General features: G+C 74.4%; 23 protein-coding genes and 1 tRNA gene. 16 read left to right on the top strand and 8 right to left on the bottom strand.

Annotation, left to right across the window (positions count from 1 at the left end; translation table 11 throughout):
- Positions 1-217: 217 nt before the first annotated feature.
- The 4 genes from ACFVS0_RS20475 to pstB all read left to right on the top strand — a co-directional run bounded on the left by ACFVS0_RS20475 (position 218) and on the right by pstB (position 4223).
- The gene (locus ACFVS0_RS20475) at positions 218-1327 is read left to right on the top strand and encodes a phosphate ABC transporter substrate-binding protein PstS (RefSeq protein ID WP_430588984.1); all 1110 of its coding nucleotides are present in this window, start codon (positions 218-220) and stop codon (positions 1325-1327) included.
- Between the two features lie 94 nt (positions 1328-1421).
- Positions 1422-2417: a phosphate ABC transporter permease subunit PstC gene (gene pstC / locus ACFVS0_RS20480; protein ID WP_430548605.1), complete on the top strand. Its 996-nt coding sequence runs from the start codon at positions 1422-1424 to the stop codon at positions 2415-2417.
- Entirely contained in the window at positions 2414-3388 is a 975-nt protein-coding gene (gene pstA, locus ACFVS0_RS20485) for a phosphate ABC transporter permease PstA (RefSeq protein ID WP_430548606.1), read from the top strand. Before pstC ends, pstA begins: the two co-directional genes overlap by 4 nt.
- A gap of 55 nt (positions 3389-3443) precedes the next feature.
- On the top strand, positions 3444-4223 hold the full coding sequence (gene pstB, locus ACFVS0_RS20490) for a phosphate ABC transporter ATP-binding protein PstB (RefSeq protein ID WP_430548607.1): 780 nt from the start codon (positions 3444-3446) through the stop codon (positions 4221-4223).
- Between the two features lie 9 nt (positions 4224-4232).
- On the opposite strand, the gene ACFVS0_RS20495 is transcribed toward pstB, so the two are convergent.
- Positions 4233-5120 carry an oxidoreductase gene (locus ACFVS0_RS20495; RefSeq protein WP_430588985.1) on the bottom strand — a complete coding sequence of 296 codons (888 nt, stop codon included), beginning with the start codon at positions 5118-5120 and terminating at the stop codon, positions 4233-4235.
- Positions 5121-5186: 66 nt separating this feature from the next.
- Here ACFVS0_RS20495 and ACFVS0_RS20500 point away from each other — a divergent pair, with 66 nt between their 5' ends.
- Positions 5187-5789, top strand: a complete 603-nt coding sequence (locus tag ACFVS0_RS20500) for a TetR/AcrR family transcriptional regulator (RefSeq protein ID WP_430564353.1) — start codon at positions 5187-5189, stop codon at positions 5787-5789.
- Between the two features lie 69 nt (positions 5790-5858).
- On the opposite strand, the gene ACFVS0_RS20505 is transcribed toward ACFVS0_RS20500, so the two are convergent.
- Positions 5859-6350, bottom strand: coding sequence for a hypothetical protein (locus ACFVS0_RS20505; protein WP_430588986.1), 492 nt, complete (start codon positions 6348-6350; stop codon positions 5859-5861).
- Between the two features lie 271 nt (positions 6351-6621).
- Here ACFVS0_RS20505 and ACFVS0_RS20510 point away from each other — a divergent pair, with 271 nt between their 5' ends.
- From ACFVS0_RS20510 to ispF, 3 genes are all read left to right on the top strand, one after another.
- Positions 6622-7104 (top strand): CarD family transcriptional regulator, encoded by a 483-nt coding sequence (locus ACFVS0_RS20510; RefSeq protein ID WP_079570762.1) that lies wholly within the window; start codon positions 6622-6624, stop codon positions 7102-7104.
- 82 nt (positions 7105-7186) lie between these two features.
- The gene (gene ispD, locus ACFVS0_RS20515) at positions 7187-7915 is read left to right on the top strand and encodes a 2-C-methyl-D-erythritol 4-phosphate cytidylyltransferase (RefSeq protein WP_430586343.1); all 729 of its coding nucleotides are present in this window, start codon (positions 7187-7189) and stop codon (positions 7913-7915) included.
- The gene (gene ispF / locus ACFVS0_RS20520) at positions 7912-8412 is read left to right on the top strand and encodes a 2-C-methyl-D-erythritol 2,4-cyclodiphosphate synthase (RefSeq protein ID WP_430548612.1); all 501 of its coding nucleotides are present in this window, start codon (positions 7912-7914) and stop codon (positions 8410-8412) included. Before ispD ends, ispF begins: the two co-directional genes overlap by 4 nt.
- 22 nt (positions 8413-8434) lie before the next feature.
- Here ispF and ACFVS0_RS20525 read toward each other — a convergent pair whose 3' ends face one another.
- Positions 8435-9091 (bottom strand): D-alanyl-D-alanine carboxypeptidase family protein, encoded by a 657-nt coding sequence (locus ACFVS0_RS20525; protein WP_430588987.1) that lies wholly within the window; start codon positions 9089-9091, stop codon positions 8435-8437.
- Positions 9092-9177: 86 nt separating this feature from the next.
- Between ACFVS0_RS20525 and ACFVS0_RS20530 the strand changes: the two genes are divergently transcribed.
- Complete coding sequence (locus ACFVS0_RS20530) at positions 9178-9885, top strand: response regulator transcription factor (RefSeq protein ID WP_430588988.1); 708 nt, start codon at positions 9178-9180, stop codon at positions 9883-9885.
- Entirely contained in the window at positions 9878-11008 is a 1131-nt protein-coding gene (locus tag ACFVS0_RS20535) for a sensor histidine kinase (protein ID WP_430586344.1), read from the top strand. The genes ACFVS0_RS20530 and ACFVS0_RS20535 overlap by 8 nt, the downstream gene beginning before the upstream one ends.
- Here ACFVS0_RS20535 and ACFVS0_RS20540 read toward each other — a convergent pair.
- On the bottom strand, positions 11005-12432 hold the full coding sequence (locus ACFVS0_RS20540; protein WP_430588989.1) for a D-arabinono-1,4-lactone oxidase: 1428 nt from the start codon (positions 12430-12432) through the stop codon (positions 11005-11007). The two genes, ACFVS0_RS20535 and ACFVS0_RS20540, sit on opposite strands and share 4 nt — an antisense overlap.
- Before the next feature lie 135 nt (positions 12433-12567).
- Here ACFVS0_RS20540 and ACFVS0_RS20545 point away from each other — a divergent pair, with 135 nt between their 5' ends.
- From ACFVS0_RS20545 to rlmB, 3 genes are read left to right on the top strand one after another with little or no spacing between them, the layout of a single operon-like run.
- Positions 12568-13767 carry an alanine racemase gene (locus ACFVS0_RS20545; protein WP_430586346.1) on the top strand — a complete coding sequence of 400 codons (1200 nt, stop codon included), beginning with the start codon at positions 12568-12570 and terminating at the stop codon, positions 13765-13767.
- Between the two features lie 24 nt (positions 13768-13791).
- Complete coding sequence (cysS, locus tag ACFVS0_RS20550; protein WP_430548618.1) at positions 13792-15216, top strand: cysteine--tRNA ligase; 1425 nt, start codon at positions 13792-13794, stop codon at positions 15214-15216.
- Positions 15217-15244: 28 nt separating this feature from the next.
- Complete coding sequence (rlmB, locus tag ACFVS0_RS20555) at positions 15245-16225, top strand: 23S rRNA (guanosine(2251)-2'-O)-methyltransferase RlmB (protein ID WP_430548619.1); 981 nt, start codon at positions 15245-15247, stop codon at positions 16223-16225.
- 33 nt (positions 16226-16258) lie between these two features.
- On the opposite strand, the gene ACFVS0_RS20560 is transcribed toward rlmB, so the two are convergent.
- The 4 genes from ACFVS0_RS20560 to ACFVS0_RS20575 all read right to left on the bottom strand — a co-directional run bounded on the left by ACFVS0_RS20560 (position 16259) and on the right by ACFVS0_RS20575 (position 21400).
- Positions 16259-17569 carry a DUF4032 domain-containing protein gene (locus ACFVS0_RS20560; protein ID WP_430548620.1) on the bottom strand — a complete coding sequence of 437 codons (1311 nt, stop codon included), beginning with the start codon at positions 17567-17569 and terminating at the stop codon, positions 16259-16261.
- A gap of 148 nt (positions 17570-17717) precedes the next feature.
- Positions 17718-18842, bottom strand: a complete 1125-nt coding sequence (locus ACFVS0_RS20565; protein WP_430548621.1) for an ABC transporter ATP-binding protein — start codon at positions 18840-18842, stop codon at positions 17718-17720.
- 225 nt (positions 18843-19067) lie between these two features.
- Positions 19068-19922 carry a trehalose-phosphatase gene (gene otsB, locus ACFVS0_RS20570; RefSeq protein WP_430588990.1) on the bottom strand — a complete coding sequence of 285 codons (855 nt, stop codon included), beginning with the start codon at positions 19920-19922 and terminating at the stop codon, positions 19068-19070.
- A gap of 11 nt (positions 19923-19933) precedes the next feature.
- On the bottom strand, positions 19934-21400 hold the full coding sequence (locus ACFVS0_RS20575) for a trehalose-6-phosphate synthase (protein WP_430548623.1): 1467 nt from the start codon (positions 21398-21400) through the stop codon (positions 19934-19936).
- Positions 21401-21664: 264 nt separating this feature from the next.
- Here ACFVS0_RS20575 and ACFVS0_RS20580 point away from each other — a divergent pair, with 264 nt between their 5' ends.
- The 3 genes from ACFVS0_RS20580 (at position 21665) to ACFVS0_RS20590 (ending at position 24756) form a co-directional block, all read left to right on the top strand.
- On the top strand, positions 21665-23668 hold the full coding sequence (locus ACFVS0_RS20580) for a protein kinase (protein WP_430588991.1): 2004 nt from the start codon (positions 21665-21667) through the stop codon (positions 23666-23668).
- A 147-nt stretch (positions 23669-23815) separates the two neighbouring features.
- The gene (locus tag ACFVS0_RS20585) at positions 23816-24634 is read left to right on the top strand and encodes a DsbA family protein (RefSeq protein WP_430588992.1); all 819 of its coding nucleotides are present in this window, start codon (positions 23816-23818) and stop codon (positions 24632-24634) included.
- Positions 24635-24683: 49 nt separating this feature from the next.
- A tRNA-Thr gene (locus ACFVS0_RS20590) sits at positions 24684-24756 on the top strand.
- Positions 24757-24836 lie beyond the last annotated feature (80 nt).

Below are 24836 nucleotides of genomic sequence, written 5' to 3' on the forward strand. Positions count from 1 at the left end.
GGCCCACGCTTCTGCGGGCCGCCCCGAACTACCTCGGCGATCTTCGTGCTACCTCGGCGGAACTCGTGCTATCTCGGCGGCTGGTGACCAGCCGCCCTGCACTGTTCACCCCTCGTTCACCTGCTCCTGGGTCCCGAGCCACCTTGCGTGCCTAGCGTTCCCGACGAACGCCGGTACTTCGCCGGTGTCCCTCCGTGTGAACAGGATGGAACGAGACGTGAAGCTCAGCCGATTCTCCCGTGCTGGATCCGCCGTGGCGGTCGGCGCGCTGGCCCTGACCCTCGCCGCGTGCGGCTCGGACCCGGCCGCCCCCGGCGCGGAGTCCACCGGTGGTTCGCAGGACGGCGGCTCGTCCCTCTCGGGCGAGCTCAGCGGCGGCGGTGCCTCCTCGCAGGAGTCCGCCCAGGAGGCGTGGCGCGCCGGCTTCCAGACGGCCAACCCTGACGTCACCGTCAACTACGACCCCGTCGGCTCCGGCGGCGGCCGCACCGGCTTCACCGACGGCTCGTACGCCTTCGCGGGCTCCGACGCCGCCCTGGACGAGGACGAGATGAAGGCGGCCGAGGCCCAGTGCGGCGAGGGCGGCGTCATCGAGTTCCCCGGCTACGTCAGCCCGATCGCCATCGCGTTCAACCTCGACGGCGTCGACTCGCTGAACCTCGAGCCCGAGGTCATCGCGGGGATCTTCTCGGGTGAGATCGCGACCTGGAACGACGACGCGATCGCCGCCGACAACCCGGACGCCGAGCTGCCGGACACCGCGATCACCGTGGTGCACCGCTCGGACGACTCGGGCACCACCGAGAACTTCCAGGCCTACCTGCACGAGGCCGCCCCCGACGCCTGGGACCACGAGCCCGAGGGCGTCTGGCCGATCGAGGGCCAGGAGTCGGCCCAGGGCACCTCCGGCGTGGTCTCGGCCGCGCAGTCCGGCGAGGGCACCATCACCTACGCCGACGCCTCCCAGATCTCCGACCTGGGCACCGTGGCGGTCGGCGTGGGCGACGAGTTCGTGCCGTACAGCGCCGAGGCGGCCGCCGAGGTCGTCGCGCAGTCGCCGCGGGCCGAGGGCACCGCGGACGGCGTGTACTCGATCGAGCTGAAGCGCGACGTCGCCGGCACCTACCCGGTCGTCCTGGTTTCCTACCTCCTGGCCTGCGGCACCTACGCCGACCAGGCGCAGGCGGACCTGGTCAAGGGCTACATGTCCTACCTCGTGAGCGAGGACGGCCAGCAGGTGGCCGCCGACGCCGCGGGCTCCGCGCCGCTGTCGGCCGACATCCGCGACGCGGTGCAGCCGTCGATCGAGGCGATCACGGCCGGCTGACCCCGCCCGCAGGCCGCCGGTCGGGGTCGTCGAGCAGTCCCTCGACGAGCCCGGCCGGCGGCCGTCACCACCGCACAGGCAACGAGGAGAACGAGTGACCACCACCGTCAGCCCGCCCCCGCAGCGGGTGCCGGGCAGACCGCGCCGACGCGGGCGGACCACCGACCGCGGCTTCAACCGGGTCTTCCGCTGGATCGCCGTCGGCGCCGGCGTCCTGATCCTGGCCGTGCTGGCCGCCGTCGCGGTGTTCCTGCTGCAGCAGGCCTGGCCGGCCCTGACCGCCGGGTCGGACGAGCTGGCGGCCTCGGTGCCGCGCTACCCCGAGGACACGTCGCTGCTCGAGTACGTCGGACCGCTCGTGTTCGGCACGCTGCTCGCGGCGGCGCTCGCCCTCGCGATCGCGACGCCGGTCGCGATGGGGATCGCGCTGTTCATCTCGCACTACGCGCCGCGGCGGCTGGCCCAGCTGCTCGGCTACCTCGTGGACCTGCTGGCCGCCGTCCCCTCGGTGATCTACGGCCTCTGGGGCATCTTCGTGCTCGGCCCGGCCGCGCTGCCGGTGTGGGAGTGGCTGAACTCGTGGTTCGGCTGGTTCCCGCTCTTCGCCGGCCCGGTCTCGCCCACCTCGCGGGTGCTCGCGACGGTGTCCGTCGTGCTCGCGGTGATGATCCTGCCGATCATCACCGCCGTCGCCCGCGAGGTCTTCCTGCAGACGCCGAAGCTCCACGAGGAGGCGGCGCTCGCGCTCGGCGCGACCCGCTGGGAGATGGTCCGCACCGCGGTGCTGCCCTTCGGCCGGTCGGGCGTGATCTCGGCCGCGATGCTCGGCCTGGGCCGCGCGCTCGGGGAGACGATGGCGGTCCTGATGATCCTGTCGCCCGGGTTCCTGTACTCGTTCAAGATCCTCGACAGCGCCCAGCAGCAGACCATCGCCGCGTACATCGCGCTCGACTTCCCGGAGGCGAGCGGGCTCGCCGTGAACACGCTGATCGCCACCGGCCTCGTGCTGTTCGTCATCACGCTGGCCGTCAACATGGCCGCGCGCGCGATCGTGGCGCGCCGCAAGGAATTCTCGGGGGCCAACGGATGAGCACCGCCACCATCGACCCTGCCGGCCCCACGGGCCCCGCCGACGCCACCGCGCGCACGCGGGCCGCGCTGACCGGCGCCGACGGCGCTCGGCGCCGCAAGGACCGCACGATGACGGTGCTGATCTGGGGCGCGTTCGTCGTGGCCATGGCACCCCTCGTGTCGCTGATCTGGACGGTGCTGAGCAACGGCGCCGGCCGCATCAGCATGGACTTCCTGACGCTGTCGATGCGCAACATCTTCGGCGGCGACCCGAGCGGCGGCATCTACCACGCCATCGCCGGCACGCTGATCATCACGGCCCTCGCCACGGTGATCTCGGTGCCGATCGGCCTGCTCACCGCCATCTACCTCGTCGAGTACGGCAAGGGCGCGCTGGCCCGCGCGGTGACGTTCTTCATCGACGTCATGACGGGCATCCCGTCGATCGTGGCCGGCCTCTTCGCCGTCTCGCTGTTCACCCTGATCCTCGGGCCGGGGGTGCGGATGGGCATCATCGGCGCCGTCGCGCTGTCGGTGCTGATGATCCCGGTGGTCGTCCGCTCCTGCGAGGAGATGCTCAAGCTCGTGCCGCACGAGCTGCGCGAGGCGTCGTACGCGCTGGGCGTGCCCAAGTGGCTGACGATCGTCAAGGTCGTGCTGCGCACCTCGGTGGCCGGCCTCACCACCGGCATCCTGCTTGCCGTCGCCCGCGTGATCGGCGAGACGGCGCCGCTCCTCGTCACGGTGGGCGTCACCGACTCGATCAACTTCGACCCCTTCGAGGGCCGGATGATGACGCTCCCGGTGTTCGCCTACCGCCAGTACAGCCAGGGGCTGGCCACCTGCCCGGGCGGGGAGTCGGCGACCTGCGTGGCCGACATCGCGATCCAGAACGCGTGGGGCGCGGCGCTCGTGCTGATCGTCCTGGTGCTCGCCCTCAACCTCATCGGCCGGCTGGTGAACCGCTGGTTCTCCCCGAAGCTGCGCTGACCCGCAGCCCCCGCCCGCCGCAGCCCACCGCGCAGCCCAGAGAAAGAGACAGACGATGGCACAGCGCATCGACGTGAAGGACCTCAACATCTACTACGGCGACTTCCTCGCCGTGCAGGACGTGTCGATGACGATCGACCCGAAGTCGGTGACGGCGTTCATCGGCCCCTCCGGGTGCGGCAAGTCGACGTTCCTGCGCACGCTCAACCGGATGCACGAGGTGATCCCGGGCGCCCGCGTGGAGGGCACCGTGGAGATGGAGGGCGTCGACCTGTACGGCGACGACATCGACCCGGTGGCCGTGCGTCGCAACGTGGGGATGGTCTTCCAGCGCCCCAACCCGTTCCCGACCATGTCCATCCGCGACAACGTGCTCGCGGGCGTGCGGCTGAACAACCGCCGCATCGGCAAGGCGGCCGCGGAGGAGCTCGTCGAGGGCTCGCTGCGTGGCGCGAACCTGTGGAACGAGGTCAAGGACCGCCTCGACCGGCCGGGTTCCGGCCTGTCCGGCGGGCAGCAGCAGCGTCTGTGCATCGCGCGCGCCATCGCGGTGAAGCCGCAGGTGCTGCTCATGGACGAGCCGTGCTCCGCGCTCGACCCGATCTCGACCCTCGCGATCGAGGACCTCATCGGCGAGCTGAAGCAGGACTACACGATCGTCATCGTGACGCACAACATGCAGCAGGCGGCGCGGGTCAGCGACCGGACGGCGTTCTTCAACATCGCCGGCACGGGCAAGCCCGGCCGCCTCATCGAGATGAACGAGACGTCGACGATCTTCTCCACCCCGTCCGAGCAGGCCACCGAGGACTACGTCTCCGGCCGCTTCGGGTGACCGTCCCGCTCACCGGGCGGCGACCTCGGCGGGGAACGTCGTGCCGGTGAGCTCTTCCGAGACCTCCCACAGCCGGTGTGCGACGGCGGTGTCCCTGGCTCGCGCCGACCGGCCGACGAGCGCCGGGGCACCGCGCCCCTCGAGGAATCCGCTCGGCCCCGCGTAGCTGTCGCCCGGCACGTCGGCGACCGCCGCGTAGAGGGTGGGCAGGGCGCCGTCCTCGGCGCTCTGCGCGACGGGGACCGACACGCGGTGCAGCAGGTGCCGGACGCCGCGGCGCTCGCTCAGCAGCCGCGTGGCGGCCATCCCGGGATGGGCGGCGACGGCGACCACGGAGGTCCCGGCCGCCGTGAGGCGTCGTTGGAGCTCCGCCGTGAAGAGCAGGTTGGCGAGCTTCGACTGCCCGTAGGCCGCCATCGGGCGGTACCGGCGGCGATCCCAGTTCAGGTCGTCGAAGTCGATGGCGCCGAACCGGTGCGCGTTCGAGGAGACGGTGACGACGCGCCCGCGCACCCGGGGCAGCAGCAGGTTCGTGAGCGCGAAGTGCCCCAGGTGGTTGGTGCCGAGCTGCAGCTCGAACCCGTCGGCGGTGCGCGAGAGCGGCGGCACCATCACCCCGGCGTTGTTGACGAGCACGTCGACGGGCTCGGCGAGGTCCGCGGCGAACGCCCGGACGGAGGCGAGGTCGGCGAGGTCGAGCGGCCGGACGACGACGTCGCCGGACATCGCGCGGGCCGCGGCGCGGCCCCTGTCGACGTCGCGGACGGCGAGCACCACGCGCGCCCCGCGCGCGGCGAGCACCTCCGCGGTGACGCGGCCGATGCCGCTGGTGGCTCCCGTGACGACGACAGTCCGGCCGGGCTGGGCGGGGACCTGGGCGAGCGTGAAAGTAGTCATGGACTACAAAGTAGTCAGTGGCTACTCATGTGGTCAACGGCAACATGGCGCGGCTAGGCTCAGGGCGTGCCCGAGCCCGTCGCCGAACGCCCCTACCACCACGGCAGCCTCCGCGCCGCCCTGCTCGACGCCGCGGAGCGCCGTCTGCGCGCGGACGGGGCGGACCGGCTCTCGCTGCGCGACCTCGCGCGCGAGGTCGGGGTCAGCCACGGGGCGCCCCGGCGGCACTTCGCCGACCGGCAGGCGCTCCTCGACGCGCTCGCGGAGTCCGGGTTCGATCGACTGGACCGGGTGCTGCGCGAGGCGCTGGACGGCGCCGGCGACGAGTTCGAGCCGCGCCTGCGCGCCGCGGCCGTGGCCTACACCCGGTTCGCGACCGAGAGCACCTCGCTGCTCGAGGTGATGTACGCGGGGAAGCACGGCCCCGGTGCCGACCGGATCCTCGCCGCGGCGGCGGAACCGTTCGGGCGGTTGCATGCGCTCGTCGCCCAGGGGCGCGACGAGGGGCTGCTCGCCGGGGGCGACCTCGACCTGACGTCGACGGTCCTGCTCGCGACGCTCCAGGGGATCGCGGCGCTCGTCAACGGGGGCGTCGTCGACCCGCGGCGGTGCGACGGCCTCGTCGAGGCCGCCGTCGACCAGTTCCTGCACGGGGCGGGCCCGCGCTGACCTCGCCCGTGGGCGGGGACGACGCAGGGCGGGCCGCAGCACGTGCCGCGGCCCGCCCTGCGCGGTGGGTCAGACGCCCGAGGTGTTCGGCACCCAGGCCGCGTACTCGGGGAGCGTGCCGTCCATGACCGGCAGGAAGAAGTCCTCGTCCACGCCGGCGCCGGACAGCGTCGCGTCGAGGTCGCCGCCCGGGTGGGTGGCCACGGTGCCGAGCTGGGCGTCCACGGCCTGGTCGCTCACCTGGTCGGCGCTCAGGTAGATCGTCTGCCCGGCCGGCACGGTGAGCGAGATCGGCTCGGCGCCCTCGGCGGCGAGCACGAAGTCGACGTCCTCGGCCGAGCCGTTCGCCAGCGCGCCGAGCACGGCGCCGGGCTCACCCTCGCCCTCGGAGACGACCATGAGGTTGATGCCACGCACCTGGTCGGTGAGGTTCACGCGGACGCCGTCGGACGGGGCGTACGGCTTGGTGGTGATCGTGGGGGAGCAGGCGGCCAGCAGCAGGGCGCCCGCCATGACGCTGGCGGCGGCGACGAGGCGTGCGGGGCGGGCGGAGCGGGACACGAGCTCTCCTTCGAAGGCGTCGGCTCGCGGGCGCGGGTGGCCGCGCGGGCGCGGGGCATCAGGGTTCCCCCACGTCAGGCGGGGAGGGGCGGGCCTGCAGGGGCCCGCCGACATCTTAACGATGCCGGACGCGCGCTGCGTCCATGATTGCGCTTCCAGGCCTCTGACCTGCGCAAACGGGTTCGTCACAGGGCTGTGGAGAGGCCGTGGGGCGGGGGAGTGTCAGCCTCCCCGTGATAAACTCGTCGACTGGGAAAGGGGACATCTGCAGATGACGTTCACAGTAGGCGAGACGGTTGTCTACCCGCATCACGGCGCCGCGCTGATCGAGGAGATCAAGACGCGCAAGATCCGTGGCGAGGAGAAGATGTACCTCAAGCTCAAGGTTGCCCAGGGCGACCTGACGATCGAGGTCCCGGCGGAGAACGTCGACCTCGTGGGCGTGCGCGACGTGGTCGACCAGCAGGGGCTGGACCGCGTCTTCGAGGTGCTGCGCGCGCCCTACACGGAGGAGCCGACCAACTGGTCGCGCCGGTACAAGGCGAACCTCGAGAAGCTCGCGTCCGGCGACGTGATCAAGGTCGGCGAGGTCGTGCGCGACCTGTCGCGCCGCGACGCGGACCGTGGCCTCTCGGCGGGCGAGAAGCGCATGCTCGCGAAGGCTCGCCAGATCCTCGAGTCCGAGGTCGCGCTCGCGGAGGGCGTCGACGAGGAGAAGGCCGGCGCCATCATCGACGAGGTCCTCGCGTCCTGAGGCCTCCCGTCACCAGCGCTGCACGACGGCGACCTGCGGCTCCGGCCGCCGGTCGCCGTCGTCGTTCCGGTACCGTGACGCCGTGACGACGCTCGCGATCCTCACCGCCGCGGGGTCCGGCACCCGCCTCGGCCGGGACCTGCCGAAGGCCCTGGTCGACCTGGCGGGCTTTCCGCTCGTGGTGCACGCCGCCCGCCGCCTCGCCGCCTCGGGCGTCGTCGACTCCCTGGTCGTCACGTGCCCCGCGGGCCTCGACTCCGCGGTGCGCGACGTCGTCGCGCAGGACCCGCACGTGGACGTGCCGGTCCGCGTGGTCGAGGGCGGCGGCACCCGGCAGGCGTCCGTCGCCGCGGGCCTCGCCCTCGCCGGCCCGGACGACGACGTGGTCCTCGTGCACGACGCCGCGCGCCCGCTCGCCCCGCCGCGTCTGGTGCGCCGGGTCGTCGACGCGGTGCGTGCCGGCCACGGCGCGGTCGTGCCGGGGCTGCCGGTGACCGACACAGTGAAGCGCGTCGTCCCGGCGCCGACCGCGGGCGGGCCGGACGTCGAGCGGGTCGTCGAGACCCCGGACCGCGCGGTGCTGCGCGCGGTGCAGACGCCGCAGGGCTTCGACCGCGTGCTCCTGGCGCGCGCGCACGCGCAGGGCGCGGCCCGGGCCACGGCGGAGGGGCTGGCGGCGACGGACGACGCGGGGCTGGTCGAGGCGCTCGGCGAGACCGCCTACGTCGTCACCGGCGAGGAGACGGCCATGAAGATCACCACCGAGCGCGACCTGCAGGTGGCCGCGCTGCTGCTGGAGGAGGAGTCGTGACCGCGTCGCCCGCGGGGCTGCCGCGCACCGGGCTCGGCGTCGACGTGCACGCCTACGCCCCCGAGGGGTCCGACCGCGAGCTGTGGCTGGGGGGCCTGCGCTGGCCGGGGGAGCGACCGCTCGCCGGGCACTCGGACGCCGACGTGGCGGCGCACGCCGCCGCCGACGCCTTGTTCTCCGCCGCGGGCATCGGCGACCTCGGCACCCACTTCGGCACCAGCGAGCCCGAGTGGGCCGGGGCCGCGGGGAGCACCCTGCTCGCCGAGGCGGCCCGGCGCGTGCGGGCGGCGGGGTTCGAGATCGGGAACGTCGCCGTGCAGGTGATCGGGAACCGGCCCAAGGTCGGCCCGCGCCGGGCCGAGGCCGAGGCGGCGCTCACGGCCGCGGCCGGGGCGCCCGTCTCCCTGAGCGCCACCACGACCGACGGCCTGGGGCTCACCGGCCGGGGCGAGGGCGTCGCGGCGATCGCCACGGCGCTCGTGGTCGCCGCCGGCTGAGCCGGTCGGCACCGGCCCCGCCTCACTGCTGCAGCCGCGGGTCCTGCGACGGGTCGGCGTACGGCTCCGGGCAGCCCTGCGCGGCGGCGTCCGGGCGCAGCTCGACGTGCCACGGCTCGTTCGCGTACACCCGGCACAGCCCGTAGGCGGCGCCGTGGTCCGCCACCCACTGGCTGCCGCCCGACTGCTGCAGGTCGACGGCGTCGCCGCTGACGTGCGACGACGTGTCGGCCGAGGCCACCCAGCGGGCCGCCTCGGCCGCGGACCCGTACTGGGCGACCGCCTCGCGCAGCAGCCGGTCCTGGTAGGCGGCCGAGCGCCAGGCGCTGTTGACGAAGAACGTGACGCCGTCCTGCTCGGCGTCGGCCGCGGCCGCCTGCAGGGCGGCGAGCAGCGCGGGGTCGAGGTTCGCCAGGGCCGGGAGCGCGTCGTCGAACACGGTGGTGCCGTCGGGGACGTGGCCGGCGGCCTCGCCGTCCCGCGCCCCGCGGTCCGGACGGTCGGCGGGAGCCTTCGGCGGCGCGACGGTCGTCGTCGCGGGCGGGGGCGTCGACGCCTGGCAGGCCGCGAGCCCGGCCGCCGCGGCGGCGACGACGGCGAGCGCGAGCGCGGTGCGGGTCCGGCGGGCCGTCCGGGCGGCGGGGGTGCGGGACGCGAGGGCGTGTCGGTGGTGGAGCATGCCCCCAGTCGAGCCGGGGCGGTGTTGCCCGGGCGTATGCGCTGCTCGATACGCGGGCGATAGGTGCCGCTCCGTAGCATCGAGGCATGCGTGTGCTGATCGTCGAGGACGAGCCGTACCTGGCCCAGGCCGTCCGCGACGGGCTGCGGCTGGAGGCCATCGCGGCGGACGTCGCCGGCGACGGCGGCACCGCCCTCGAGCTGCTGAGCGTGAACTCCTACGACGTCGCCGTGCTCGACCGTGACGTCCCCGGCCCGTCCGGGGACGAGGTCGCCGCGAGCATCGTCGCGTCCGGGAGCGGGCTGCCGATCCTCATGCTCACGGCCGCGGACCGTCTCGACGACAAGGCCACCGGGTTCGAGCTCGGGGCGGACGACTACCTCACCAAGCCGTTCGCGATGCGGGAGCTCGTGCTGCGGCTGCGCGCCCTCGACCGGCGGCGGGCCCACAGCCGGCCGCCGGTGCGCGAGCTCGCGGGCCTGCGCGTGGACCCGTTCCGCCGGGAGGTCTACCGCGACGGGCGCTACGTCGCGCTCACCCGCAAGCAGTTCGCCGTGCTGGAGGTGCTGGTCGCGGCCGACGGCGGCGTCGTCAGTGCGGAGGAGCTGCTGGAGCGGGCGTGGGACGAGAACGCCGACCCCTTCACCAACGCGGTGCGCATCACGGTGTCGGCGCTGCGCAAGCGGCTCGGCGAGCCGTGGGTGATCGCCACCGTGCCCGGCGTCGGCTACCGCATCGCGACCGGGCCCGAGGACGGGGCCCCGCACGAGGCGCGCGAGGCCCGCCGTGGCTAGGAGCCCCGGCCCGAGCGTCCGGCTGAAGCTCACGCTCAGCTACGCCGGGTTCCTCGTGGTGGCCGGCGCGCTGCTCCTCGCCGTCGTGTGGGTCTTCCTGCTGCGGTACGTGCCGGACACGATCATCGTCGACGTCGCACCGTCCCGCCCCGGGCCCGGGCAGTTCGTCCCCAACCGCTCCGACCTGGAGCGCGCGTTCGCCCCACGGGTGGCCTGGGCGATGGTCTTCCTCCTGGTGTTCGGCCTGCTCGGCGGGTGGTTCCTCGCCGGGCGGATGCTCGCCCCGCTGGACCGCATCACCGACGCCACCCGCCGGGCGGCGGAGGGTTCGCTGTCCCACCGGGTCCGGCTCGCGGGCCGGCAGGACGAGTTCCGCGAGCTCGCCGACGCGTTCGACGCGATGCTGGCCCGGTTGGAGGCGCAGGTCGCCGAGCAGCAGCGGTTCGCGGCGAACGCCTCCCACGAGCTGCGCACCCCGCTCGCGGTGACGCGGACGCTGCTCGAGGTCGGTGCCCAGGACCCGGAACGGGACACGGAGGAGCTCCTGCGCCGGCTCGAGGCCGTCAACGCGCGCGCCATCGACCTCACCGAGGCGCTGCTCCTGCTCAGTCGCGCCGACCGGGGGACGTTCGTGCGGGAGCGCGTCGACCTGTCCCTCGTCGCGGAGGAGGCGGCCGAGACGCTGCAGCCGCTCGCGGACGGGCGGGGCGTCGACGTGCGGGTCGGGGGCGACGTCGCCCTCGCGGCGGGTTCGCACGCGCTCCTGCTGCAGCTCGCCACGAACCTCGTGCACAACGCGATCGTGCACAACCTCCCGGCGCGCGGCACGGTGCGGGTGGAGACCGCCGTCCGGGGCGACGACGTCGTGCTCACCGTCGAGAACTCGGGGGAGCCGCTCGACCCGAGGCTCGTCCCCACGCTCGTCGAGCCGTTCCAGCGCGGCGGCGGGCGCACGCACGGGGAGCACGCGGGCGTCGGGCTCGGCCTGGCGATCGTGCGGAGCATCGCCGAGGCGCACCAGGGCACCCTCGCGCTCGCCGCTCTGGGTGACGGCGGCCTGCGCGCCACGGTGCGGCTCCCGGGGGAGCGGGCCGCCCCACCGGGCTGGTGGCCCCCCGCCTAGTCCGTGCTGCTGTCGGCGGTGCCGAGGACGGTGTCGGTGTAGCCGTTGCGGAAGACGCCGTCGGGGTCGACGGCGGCCCGCACGCGGGCGACGTCGGCCAGGGGGTAGTGGTCGGCCAGGTACTCCGCCGTGCGGGTGTGCATCTTGCCCCAGTGCGGCCGCCCGCCCGCGGCGGCGAAGATCTGCTCGGCCGCGCTGAAGTACCGCTGGTACGGCATCGGCGCGTACTGGTGCACCGCGACGTAGGCCGTCTCGCGGCCGTGCGCCGTCGAGAGCCAGACGTCGTCGGCGGCGGCGAAGCGCACCTCCACCGGGAACGGGACGGGCTCGCCGGAGGCGCGCAGCCAGGCGTCCAGGTCGTCGAGCACCGGGCGCAGCGCGGCGCGCGGCAGGGCGTACTCCATCTCCACGAACCGCACGCGGCGGCGGGTCACGAAGACGTCGGCCGAGGGCGCCAGGTACGTCTTCGCGCCCAGCGCCCGGGCGCTCACCGCGTTGAGCCGGGGGACGATGCCGGGTGCGGCGAACGCGAGCCGGTTCGCCACCTCGAAGACGCCGTTGGACAGCACCTCCTCGTCGAGCAGCGCGCGGGCGCGGGCGCCCGCCGTGCGGACGACGCCGCGGGCGCCGGCCCGGCCGGCCGCCCACCCCTCGACCTCGTCCGCCGTCGCGCGGTTGTTGCGCTTGGTCAGCGCCCGGCGGGTGCCGGGGAACCAGTAGAACTCCGCGTGGTCGTTGCCGTCGACGTACTCGTCGAGCCCTTCCAGCACCCGGTCCAGCGGCCAGGGCTCCTCCTGGGCCCGCAGCCAGAACGCGGGCACCACCTCGAGCGTGACCGCGGACAGCACGCCCGCGACGCCGAGGCCCAGCCGCGCCACCTCGAACAGCTCGCGCTCGGGCGAGCCCGGGGCCGCGGCGTCCGACGCGGACCGGACCACGCCGTCGGCCCCGACCACGCGGACGCCGCGCACCTGCGTCGCGAGGCCGCCCAGCCGCGCGCCGGTGCCGTGCGTGCCGGTCGAGATCGCGCCCGCGACGGACTGGCGGTCGATGTCGCCGAGGTTGCGCATCGCCAGGCCGAGCGCCGCGAGCAGGCGGTTGAGCTGGTGCAGCCGGGTGCCGGCCCGGACGGTGACCAGCGACGTGCCGTCGGCCTGCGGCGTCACCGCCTCGATGCCGCTGAGGTGGTCGAGGCCCACGTGCACGCCGTCCGTCACCGCCGCGGCCGTGAAGGAGTGGCCCGCGCCCATCGCGCGCACCCGCAGCCCGTCGGCGGCGGCCCCGGCGACGACGGTGCCCAGCTCGCCCTCGTCGCGCGGCGCGACGCGGCGCGCGGGCTGCCACGAGTGCGTGCCGCCCCAGGTGCGCAGCGGGGTGTCGGGGGTGGCGGGGGCCGGTGTGCGGGCGACGGTGCTCGAGGTCACGCGGCACACTCTGCCACGGGCGGAGGCCTCGGCGGATCCCCCTCCGGGTGGATCGTCGGCGACCCGTCGGATCGCCCGCAGGATCACCCCGCACGGCCGTCGGACGACGTCCCGCGCCCGGTGTAGCGTGCGGTCATGACCCAGACGGAGCGGCTGGCCCGCGCCACCGCGCACCTGCCCGCTCCCGTGGCCGTGGTCGACCTGGACGCCTTCGACGCCAACGCCGCCGACCTGCGCCGCCGCGCCCGGGGCATCCCCGTGCGGGTGGCGAGCAAGTCCGTGCGGGTGCGCTCGCTCGTCGGCCGGGCGCTCGACGCCGGATTCCAGGGCGTCATGGCGTTCTCCCTGGCGGAGGCGCTCTGGCTCGTGCAGGAGGGGGTGCGCGACGTCCTCGTCGGCTACCCCACCGTGGACCGGGACGCGCTCGCGCGGCTCGCCGCCGACGTCCGCGCGCGGCGCGAGGTCACGCTGATGGCGGACGACGTCGCCCAGCTCGCCCTCCTGGACGCCGCCCTGTCGTCCGTCGAGGTGCCGGCGGGGACGGGCGACCTGCCCGACGTCGCGGTCTGCCTGGACGTCGACGCGTCGCTGCGCCTCGACGCCGGCCCGCTGCACCTGCACCTGGGCACGCGGCGGTCGCCGCTGCGCACCCCGGACGACGTCGCCGCGCTCGCCCGCCGCGTCGAGGCGCTGCCCGGCGCGCGACTGCGGGGGCTCATGTTCTACGAGGCGCAGGTCGCGGGCCTGCCCGACACCAACCCGGCCGTCCGGCTGGTCAAGAGGCTGTCGGTGGCCGAGCTGTACGGGCGCCGGTCGGCCGTCGTCGAGGCCGTGCGCACCGCCGTCGGGCGCGCCGTGGAGCTGGTGAACTCGGGCGGCACGGGCTCCCTCGAGACGTCGTCGGTCGGGCCCACCGTCACGGAGGTGACCGCGGGCTCCGGGCTGTTCGTCCCCGGCCTGTTCGACGGGTACCGCTCCTTCGACCCGCGGCCCGCCGCGTTCTTCGGCCTCGACGTCGCGCGGGTGCCCGCCCCGGGCTGGGCGACGGCGTTCGGGGGCGGGTACGTGGCCTCCGGGCCGGCGGGGCGCTCGCGGCTGCCACGGGTCGCGACGCCCGGCTGGTCGCTCACCGGCACCGAGGGCGCGGGGGAGGTCATGACGCCGCTGCGCGGGCATCGCGACGCGCCGCCCCTCGCCGTCGGGGACCGCGTGTGGCTGCGGCACGCCAAGGCGGGCGAGCTCATGGAGCGGTTCGACGTCGTCCACCTGGTGCGCGGCGACGAGATCGTCGAGTCGGTCCCCACCTACCGCGGCGAGGGACGCACCTTCGGCTGAGGGACCGGCCGGTACCCTGGACCGGTGAGCCTGCACCTGTACGACACCGCGACGCGCGACGTGCGCGCCTTCGTCCCCCTGAACCCGGGCGAGGTCGGTATCTACCTGTGTGGCGCCACCGTGCAGGCCCCGCCCCACATCGGCCACCTCCGGCCCGTCATCGCGTTCGACGTGCTGCGGCGCTGGCTGGAGCGCTCGGGGCTGCGGGTCACGCTGATCCGCAACGTCACCGACATCGACGACAAGATCCTCGCCAAGGCCTCCGCGGCCGGCGTCGCCTGGTGGGCGCACGCCGCCGCGCACGAGCGGATGTTCACGCGCGCCTACGACGCGCTCGGCGTCATCCCGCCGACGTACGAGCCGCGGGCCACGGGTCACGTGCTCGACATGGCCGAGCTCATGCAGCGCCTGGTCGACCGCGGGCACGCGTACACGACCGGACCGGGCGACGTCTGGTTCGACGTGCGGTCGTGGCCCGCGTACGGCGAGCTGACGAAGCAGCGGCTCGAGGACCTCAACCCCGAGCCCGCGGGCGACGACGTCGCGGCGTCCGCCAAGCGGGACCCGCACGACTTCGCGCTGTGGAAGGCGCCCAAGCCGGGCGAGCCGGGCACGGCGTCCTGGGAGACGGCGTTCGGCCGCGGCCGGCCGGGCTGGCACCTCGAGTGCTCCGCGATGGCCCGCCGCTACCTCGGCGACACGTTCGACATCCACGGCGGCGGCCTCGACCTGCGGTTCCCGCACCACGAGAACGAGCAGGCGCAGTCCCGCGCCGCCGGGTACGGCTTCGCGCAGCGCTGGATGCACTGCGCGTGGGTCACCCAGCAGGGCGTCAAGATGAGCAAGTCGCTGGGCAACGGCCTGCTCGTGAGCGAGCTGCTCGCGCAGGCGCCGGCGCCGGTGATCCGGTACGCCCTCGCGGCGGTGCAGTACCGCTCGATGCTCGAGTGGTCGCCCGACACCCTGGACGAGGCCCGCACCACCTGGGAGCGGCTGTCCGGCTTCGTGGACCGCGCCACCGAGCGCGTCGGCGGGGTGCCCGCCGACGAGGTCGCGAAGGCCGAGCTGCCGGTCGGGTTCGTCGAGGCGATGGACGACGACCTCAACGTGCCCGCCGCGCTCGCCGTCGTGCACGAGCACCTGCGCGCCGGCAACAGCGCGCTGGCGTCGCGCGACGACGCCGCGGCGCGTGAGGAGCTCGTCGCCCTGCGCGGCATGCTCGACGTCCTGGGCCTCGACCCGCACGACCCGCAGTGGGCCTCGGGATCCGACGACTCCACGGCGCGTTCCGCCCTGGAGTCGCTCGTCGCGGCCGAGCTCGACGCGCGGGTCGCCGCGCGCGCCGCGAAGGACTGGGCCACGAGCGACGCCATCCGCGACCGCCTCGCGGCCGCCGGCGTCGTCGTGCAGGACTCCGCCGACGGTGCCCGCTGGACGCTGACCGACTGACCCGCTCGACCACCTGAGAAGAGACACCATGGCAGGCAACACCCGACGTCCCGGCGCCGTCCGCAAGGCCGGCAGCAAGAAGGGCGCGCAGGTCGGCACCGGCGGGCACAGCCGCAAGGCGCTCGAGGGCAAGGGCCCGACGCCGAAGGCCGAGGACCGCACGTACCACCCGGCGCACAAGCGCAAGGTGGCGGCCGAGAAGCGGCAGGCCGTGCAGGCGCAGAAGGGCGCCAGCAAGGGCGTCGTGCGCGGCACGCGCCGCCCCACCGGCGGCGCCGAGGTGGTCGCGGGCCGCAACGCCGTGCTCGAGGCGCTGCGCACCGACGTGCCGGTCACCGCGGTGCACCTCGCCGCGCGCATCGACCACGACGACCGCACGCGGGAGATCCTCGAGCTGGCGTCGACCCGCTCCGTGCAGCTGCTCGAGGTGAGCCGCACCGAGCTGGACCACCTCACCGAGGGTTCCGTGCACCAGGGCGTCGCCGCGCAGGTGCCGCCCTACGACTACGCGGACGTCGAGGACCTGCTGGACGCCGCCGCCGAGGCCGGCCAGCCGCCGCTGATCGTCGCGCTCGACGGCGTCACCGACCCCCGCAACCTGGGCGCCGTGCTCCGGTCCGCCGGGGCCTTCGGCGCGCACGGCGTCGTCGTGCCGTCGCGCCGGTCGGCCGGCGTCACCGCGTCGGCGTGGAAGGTGTCCGCGGGCGCGGCCGCCCGGGTGCCCGTGGCCAAGGTGACCAACCTGGCGCGCACCCTCACCGACCTGAAGAAGTCCGGCGCGTTCGTCGTCGGCCTGGACGCCGGCGGGGACACCACCGTGCGCGACCTCGCGTTCGCCACCGACCCGCTGGTGCTGGTCGTCGGCTCCGAGGGGCACGGGCTCTCGCGCCTGGTGCGCGAGACCTGCGACGCCGTCGCGTCCATCCCCATCTCGTCCGACGTCGAGTCGCTGAACGCGGGCGTCGCCGCGGGCATCACGCTCTACGAGGTGGCCCAGGCCCGCCGCTGACCCGGGCCCACCGCGCCGCCCGGGAGCGGGCGGTCAGGTCGACAGGTGGAAGTGGTCGTCCTCGGGGGCGGCGTCCGGTCCGGCGCCCATGTCGACGATGTCGACGTCGCCCTCGCGGTCCGGCTCGCCCGGCGGCAGGCCGAGGATCGCCTTCTCGTCCCGGCGGTGGCGCAGCACGTGCTCCACGTAGGACGCCGTGGCCTCGGGCATCGGGACGTCGCGCCCCGCCTGCTCGGAGATGAACCAGCGGTGGTCCAGGATCTCGTGGAACAGCTGGGCCGGCTCGAGCTTGCGGCGCAGCTCGCGGGGGACGGCGCGGATGGTCGGCTGGAAGATGTTCTGCGACCAGTCGTGCGCGACCATCTGCGGGTCGTCCTCCTGGCGGTCCGTGGCCGCCACGTACGAGTCGAGGTCGTTGAGGAGCCGGCGGGCCTGGTTGTCCTGGACGTCCAGGCCGGTGAGGCGGAACAGGCGGCGCGAGTGGTGCCCGGCGTCGACCACCTGGGGCTGGATGCGCACGGTGGTGCCGTCGATGTCCGTGGTGATCGACAGCTCGCCGACGTCGAAGCCCAGGTCGTTGAGCCGGTCGATGCGCGCCGCGACCCGCCAGCGCTCGTCGGACCTGAACGACTCGACGCCCGTGAGCGCCTCCCACAGCTCCGTGTACCGGGACACGAGGGCGTCGCCGATCGCGATGGCGTCGACCTCCTCGTCGAGCAGCTCGCCCGCCTCGAGGTCGAACAGCTCGCCGATGATGTTGGTGCGGGCGAGGTCGACGTCGTAGGAGCGCTGACCGGGGGTGAGCTCGCGGTGCAGGTCGCCGGTCTCGGCGTCGACGAGGTAGGCGGCGAACTGGTGCGCGTCGCGCCGGAACAGGGTGTTCGACAGCGACACGTCGCCCCAGTAGAAGCCGACGAGGTGGACCCGCACCAGCAGGACGGCCAGCGCGTCGATGAGGCGGGCCGCGGTGTCGGGGCGCAGGGCCTGGCTGAACACGGCCCGGTAGGGGAGCGAGAACGCGAGGTGCTCCGTGACGAGCGCGGCCTCGAGCGGCTCGCCGTCGTCGTCCCGGCGGCCCGTCACGACGCCCACCGGGCGCACGGCGGGGATCTCGAGCTTGCGCAGCTGGCGCAGCAGGTCGTACTCGCGGAACGCGACCGCCTCGCTGATCTCCTTGATCGCGAGCACGCGCCCGTCGAGGCGGACGAACCGCACGACGTGGCGCGAGATGCCGCGGGGGAGGGCGGCGAGCACGTCCGCGGGCCAGTCGGCCAGGGGGGCGCGCCACGGCAGGTCGAGCAGTGCGGAGTCCGGCGTCGCCGAGGTGATCTGCAGCTGTTCCACGTCGCTCCAGGTGTCGTACGGGAGGCCGGATGTCGTGCGGGAGGGCGGATGGCCCGGCTCGTCAGGGTACGCGACGAGGGGCGGGCCCGGCAGCAGCCGGACCCGCCCCCCGGGCGGTGCGGTGAGTCGTTGCCGACCCAGCGGCGACTCAGTTGAGGCGGTTGCCCGTCGCGGCCGAGAAGAGGTGCGACTGCCCCGGCTTGATCGTCACGTGGATCGTGTCGCCCTTCATGGGGACGTTGCGCGGGTCGATGCGCACGATCACCTGGTTGTCGCCGGCACCCGAGCGGACCTCGGCCTCCTCGGCGGCGGGGCCGACGAGCGTGCCGTAGACGAAGGCGTCCGAGCCGAGCTCCTCGACGAGGTTGACGGCCACGGGCATCGCGTTCTCGGTGCCGTCCGAGACCACCTCGAGCGCCTCGGGGCGGAAGCCGATGGTGATCTTGCCGCCGTCGGCGTCGGTGAGCTGCTCCACGGTCGACCGCTCCAGCGGCACGCGGGCGGCGCCCACGTGGGCCACGCCCCCGTCGACCTTGAAGGTGGCGATGTTCATCGCCGGCGAGCCGATGAAGCCCGCGACGAAGACGTTGGCCGGGGTGTCGTACATCTCGCGCGGCGTGCCGACCTGCTGCAGCAGCCCGCCCTTGAGCACCGCGATGCGGTCGCCCATGGTGAGCGCCTCGGTCTGGTCGTGCGTCACGTAGACGGTCGTGACGCCGAGGCGGCGCTGCAGCGACGCGATCTGCGTGCGGGTCTGGACGCGGAGCTTGGCGTCGAGGTTCGACAGCGGCTCGTCCATGAGGAACACCTGCGGCTGGCGCACGATCGCGCGGCCCATGGCGACGCGCTGACGCTGACCACCGGAGAGCGCCTTCGGCTTGCGGTCGAGGTACTCGGTGAGGTCGAGGATCTTGGCGGCCTCCTCGACGCGCTGGCGGATCTCGGCCTTGGGGGTGCCGGCGATCTTCAGCGCGAAGCCCATGTTGTCCGCCACCGACATGTGCGGGTACAGCGCGTAGTTCTGGAACACCATCGCGATGTCGCGGTCCTTCGGCTGGACGTCCGTGACGTCGCGGTCGCCGATGAGGATGCTGCCGCCGTTGACGTCCTCCAGGCCGGCGAGCATGCGCAGCGAGGTGGACTTGCCGCAGCCCGAGGGGCCGACCAGGACGAGGAACTCGCCGTCCTCGACGTGCAGGTTGAGCTGGTCGACGGCCGGGCGCTCCGTGCCCGGGTAGATGCGCGTCGCGTGGTCGAAGGTGACCGTTGCCATGGTTGCAATCCCTCCACCGGCAGGTACGTGCCGGACGATCCGTTGTGGGTGGGTGCCGTTGCTTTCACGCTGGCGTGTCGGCGGTGACACATTCTGTTGTCGTGCGCTCCGGGCCTCGGCCGGACGGCCTCGGATCGGTGCGCCGGGATGATCGTACATGCCCCGGGCGTGAGTTCTGACACAGCCCAGGTCAGGGCCTCGCGAGGGTTCGGAAAGGGCTGTCCGTCAGGCCTCGAGCGCGTCCGCGAGACGCTCCAGGAGGGCCGCGAGCGCGTCCGCGTCCGCCACGCGCTCGCTCGCCCGCGTCGCCCCCGGGCCGACCTTCACGCCCAGGTCGCCCGGCCCGAGCACCTCGAACGCGGCCTCGTCGGTGGTGTCGTCGCCGGCGTAGAGGACGAGCCCCCGGAGGCGTTCGTCGCCCTCCTCCAGCTCCTGGCGCAGACGTTCGACGGCGATCCCCTTGGACGTGGGGACGACGGCGATCTCGACGACGTCCTTGCCGTGCATCGCGTGCAGGCCGAGGCGTGCCGCCACCGCGTCGGCGTCGGCGGCTGCGGCGCGCGCGTCGTCGGCGTCGCAGAGCCGGGTGTGCAGGACGGCGGCGCTGGGCTTGTCCTGCACCCACGCGCCGCGCCGGCCGTCGACCGCGTCCTGCAGCCCCTCGCGCAGCCGTTCCAGGCTGTCCGCCTGCGCGTCGGTGAGGCGCAGCGGCACGGCGTCGACGCCGTGCGCGGCGACCCGGCCGGTCTCCGCGCCGTGGCTCCCCACCAGGTACGTGCCGGCGGGGACGCCCGACCGGGCGGCGAGGTCCGTGAGGTTGCGGCCCGAGACGAGGGCGAGCCGCAGCTCGTCGCCCCCGGTCGGCACCGGCCGCGCCGCGAGCGCGGCGAGCCGGTCCACGGCCGAGCGCGCGGCCGGCGTCATCGTCGATGCGGAGGGGTCGTCGACCAGCGGCGCGAGCGTCCCGTCGAAGTCGAGCGCGACGAGCCGCGCGACCCGCGGCGTCGACCCCGGCCGGCGGGCGAACGCCAGCACCGCGGCCTCGGCCCCCTCGGTCCCGCCCGGCACGGGCCCGGTCACCTGTCGCCCGTTCACCCGCGGCTCGACCGGGCCGGCATGGCGGTGAGCACGCCGAGGAACGTCTCGGACCACTTCGCGACGTCGTCCGCCATGACCTTGCGGCGCAGCCGGCGCATCCGGCGCCGTTGCTCGCGCGGGGGCATGTGCGCCGCCGCGACGATGGTGTCCTTCATCCCGTCGATGTCGTGCGGGTTGACCAGCAGCGGCCCGGGGGCGAGCTCGTCGGCGGCGCCGGTGAACTCGCTCAGCACCAGCACCCCCTGCTCGTCCGAGCGCGCCGCGATGTACTCCTTGGCCACGAGGTTCATGCCGTCGCGCAGGGACGTGACGAGCATGACGTCGGCCGCCAGGTACAGGGCGGCCATCTCGTCGGGCGGGTAGGAGTGGTGGAGGTAGTGGATCGCCGAGTGCCCGAGCTCGCCGAACTCGCCGTTGATGCGGCCCACGAGCCCCTCGACGTGCTCGCGCAGGTCCTGGTAGGCCCCGACGTTCTCGCGGCTCGGGCTCGCGACCTGCACCAGCGTGCAGTGCTCGACGTCGAGCCGGCCGTCCTGCAGCAGCTCGCCGTACGCCTTGATGCGGTGCCGGATGCCCTTGGTGTAGTCGAGGCGGTCGACGCCCAGCATCATCACCTTCGGGTCGCCCAGGTCGGCCCGGATCTCCTTCGCGCGGGCCTGCACCTCCGGCTCGCGGGCCAGGGCGTCGAAGTGGTGGGAGTCGATCGAGATGGGGAACGCCGCGGCGCGCACGTGCCGGGCGGGGCGGCCGTCCTCCTCCGCGACCGTGATGATCGGCCCGCGGGTGGTGTGCTTCGTGAGCCGGCGCACGGAGCGCACGAAGTTCGACGCGTCGCCCCCGCGCTGGAAGCCGATGAGGTCCGCGCCCAGCAGGCCCTCGACGATCTGCGTGCGCCACGGCAGCTGCTGGAACAGCTCCACCGCCGGGAAGGGGATGTGGTCGAAGAACCCGATCCGCAGGTCGGGCCGCAGCTCGCGGAGCATCTTCGGCACCAGCTGGAGCTGGTAGTCGTGCACCCAGACGACGGCGCCCTGTGCCGCCTGCGCGGCCGCGGCCTCGGCGAAGCGGCGGTTGACGCGGCGGTAGGCGTCCCACCACTGCCGGTGGTAGGTCGGGGGCGAGATGACGTCGTGGTACAGCGGCCAGAGGGTGTCGTTGGAGAACCCCTCGTAGTACCGCTCGATGTCGCCCTGGCTGAGGGAGACCGGCACGAGGAGCATGCCGTCGGCCTCGAAGGGCTCGTGCTCGAGGTCGGGTGCGCCGGACCAGCCGACCCAGGCACCGTCCGCCTCGCGCATCACCGGCTCGAGGGCGGTGACGAGGCCGCCGGGGGAGCGGTGCCAGTCCACCCCGCCGTCGGCGTCGACCGTGAAGTCGACGGGGAGCCGGTTGGCGACGACGACGAGGTCGTACCCGTCGCCCTTCCGACGATGGCTGCTTGACGAACCTTTGCCTGCCAAGGGACCTCTCTCCACGGGTTCTGCCAGGAATCTCTCAAGACTCCGGAGGGCTTCGAAAGAACAGCGTCCTCCCCGGACAGGGTACCGACGCGGCCTCGGGCTCGCCCCGGCGCGGCGCGACGTCACCCCTTCGCGCGCTCCCGTCGAGGGGCGCGCGGGCGCGCCACGACCTGCGCGCGACCCGTTCGAGACCCGACGGTGACCTGCCGCGGACCCGCGCGGCACGGCGCGCCTCGGGAGGTCCGGACGGATACGGTGTGCCCCATGGGTGAGGTCGACGCGATGCAGGTCCCGGGGCGGAACCCGGTGCCCGGTCCGCCGTCGGCCGCCCGCGACGGCGGCGCGAGGGGCCCGGGGCCGGCGTCGGACGGCGGGGAGGACGGCACGTCGTCGGACCGCGCGCCGCGCGTCTCCCGGACCCGTGACGGTGGCCTGGCCGAGGGTTCGGAGGTCGGCGGGTACACCGTGGTGCGACCGCTCGGGAGCGGCGCGATGGGCGCCGTCTACGAGGCGGTCGACGGCGGCGGCGGTCGCGTGGCGCTCAAGGTGCTGCACGCGCACGTCGACGCCGACCCTGCCGGGCGCGAGCGGCTGCGGCGCGAGGCCGCGGCCCTGCAGCGGCTGCGGCACCCTGCCGTCGCGCAGGTGCTCGACGCCGAGCTGGAGGGCCCCTACGCGTTCGTCGTGACCGAGCTGGTGGACGGCGTCACCCTCGAGGAGGAGGTGGACGAGCGCGGCCCGCTCGACGCCGCCGACGTGTTCTCCCTCGCGGACCAGCTCGCCGCCGCCCTCGAGGCCGTGCACGACGCCGGCGTGGTGCACCGCGACCTCAAGCCCTCGAACGTGATGATCACCGCGCAGGGGCCCGTGCTGATCGACTTCGGCATCGCGCAGGGCCCCGGCGACACCCGGACCACGTCCGCGGGGTTCGTCATGGGCACCCCCGGCTACATCGCACCCGAGCTGCTCGACGGCGGCGCGCCCGTCGCGGAGACCGACTGGTGGAGCTGGGCCGCCCTGCTCTCCTTCGCCGCCACCGGCCGCTCGCCGTTCGGCGTCCGGCCCACCGAGCTGGTGCTGCGGCGCTCGCGGGAGGGCCGGCCCGACCTGCACGGGCTGCCGGCCCGCACCGCGCGGGCGCTCGCGGGGGCGCTCCAGGCCGACCCGGCGCTCCGCTGGGGCCCCACCGAGGTGGCGCGTGCCCTGCGCCGGGACCTCGACGACGCCCTGGGCGGTGCGCCCGACCCCTGGGCCGCGCCGGACGCCACGCAGCGCATCGCGCAGTCCGTGGAGACCCAGCGGGTGGGGCTGCCGACGCAGGTCGTCGCGGCGGCCGCGGCCCCGGCGTCGTACCCCCCGACCGGCGCCGTCCCCATCGCACCCGGCACCGGGCCGGGGTCGCCACCGCCCCCGCCGCCGGTCGCGCCGGACCGCCCCACCACGTCGGCCACCGTCGTGCCGGCACCCACCACGCCGGCCGACGCCGAGGACCCCACGCAGACGATGACCGCGCTGGAGCGCGACCGGCTGCAGGCGCAGGACGGCGGCACCCGCGCCATCCCGGTCGGCGACGTCCGCTACAAGGGCTACGACCAGCTGGTCGAGGAGCTGCCGCCCGAGCCCCCCGGCCCGTACGAGCGACCCGTGCACCGGCGGCGCACGGGGACCGCCGTCGCCGTCGCGCTGCCGCTGGTGGCGCTCGCGGCCACCCGCCCGCTCATCGGTTTCGGCGCCCTCGTCGCGCTCGTCCTCGTGTGCCGCGCCGTCGCGACGTCCGGCGACCGGCTGCACACGCGGCGCGAGCACAAGGGAGTGCGCCGCTCCGACGGGTTCGTGGGCACGCTGCTGTTCCCGTGGCACGCGCTCCTAGGCGTCCTCGGGTCGATCCCCGCGGTGCTGGTCGGCGCGTGCGCCGGCCTGCTGACGCTGCTGGCGGGCTGGTGGCTGTTCGGCGCGGGGCACCTCATCGTGCTGCCCCGCGGGGACCTGGAGGCACGGTCCCAGGGCGGGATGAACGAGGACATCGTGTTCAACGGCGTCCTGGCGGGGGTGATGGTCGTCGCGCTCCTGGCCACGTGGTTCGGGCCGGCCGGCGGCACGGCACGAGAGGGCGGCCGCGTCATCCTCGGCAAGATCGCCCCGGGGCGCGTCGGCGCCGCCGTCCTCGTGGGCGTCTGCCTGGTGCTGACGGTGATCCTCGTCGCACCCGTGCTCTCCGACCCGACGATCGAGTGGTGGCCCATCAGCGGGCCGCCCGAGATCCTCTGACGACTCGCGCTCGTCGTCGCACGGCCCGGCAGGACATTCCCGGCGAACGTCCAGGTGCCGCGGGTAGGCTTCGCCCCGTCCGGCGCTGCCGCGCCGCCCCGCTCTCCCGAGATCCTCGAGGACACGATGTCGACGAAGAACCCGAACATGACGAAGGCGCAGCGCCGCGACGCGGCGCGCGCCGAGGCGCTCGCCCTGCGCGAGAAGGAGCAGCAGCGCGACCGTCGCAACCGGATCATCACCCTGTCCGTGCTCGGCGTCGCGCTCGTCGCCCTCGGCGTCGTGGTCTGGATGATCCTTCAGCAGGGCGCCAAGAACAACGTCGACGACGTCCCCCTGGCCGAGGTGACCATGCCCTCGACGGCGCAGGAGAACGGCGGCATCCCCGTCGGCGCCGACAACGCGGCCGGCACGACCAACGACGACGCCCCCGTCGTCGACGTCTACCTCGACTACATGTGCCCCGTGTGCGGCCAGTTCGAGCAGACCAACGCCGCCGACATCGACGAGATGGTCGCGGCCGGCGACGCGACCGTCGTCTACCACCCCGTGTCGATCCTCGACCGGCTGTCCGCCGGCACGGACTACTCGACGCGCGCCGCGTCCGCCGCGGCGTACGTCGCCGACAAGGCCCCCGACGCGTTCCCGGCGTTCCACGCGGCGCTGTTCACCAACCAGCCGGCGGAGAACACCGAGGGCCTCTCGGACGAGCAGCTCGGGTCGTACGCCGAGGAGGCGGGGGCTCCCGCCGACGTCGCGACCGCCATCGAGGACGGCACCGCCCGCGAGACCTTCGGCCAGTACGTCCACTCGGCCACGCAGGACGCGACCTCGGACGAGGCGCTGCAGAACCCGCAGTCGAAGTCGTTCGGCACGCCGACCGTCCTCGTCGGCGGCGAGCGCTTCGACAACTGGGGCACGCAGGGCGCCATCGGCGAGGCCGTCACCGCGGCCGCCGGCAGCTGACCGACGCGCGGCACGGCCTGCCCGCCCCGGTAGGCTGTGCCGCGCTCCCGCCGCCTTAGCTCAGCTGGTAGAGCTCCCGTCTTGTAAACGGAAGGTCGTCGGTTCGAATCCGACAGGCGGCTCCCCGCACGACGACGGGGCGGAAGGGGGACAGGCAAACGGCCGCGCCATCGCCGCCCCGGAGGGGTGTTCTGTAGTTTCC

This window comes from Isoptericola sp. NPDC058082 (assembly GCF_042885055.1).
Taxonomy (GTDB): Bacteria; Actinomycetota; Actinomycetes; order Actinomycetales; family Cellulomonadaceae; genus Isoptericola.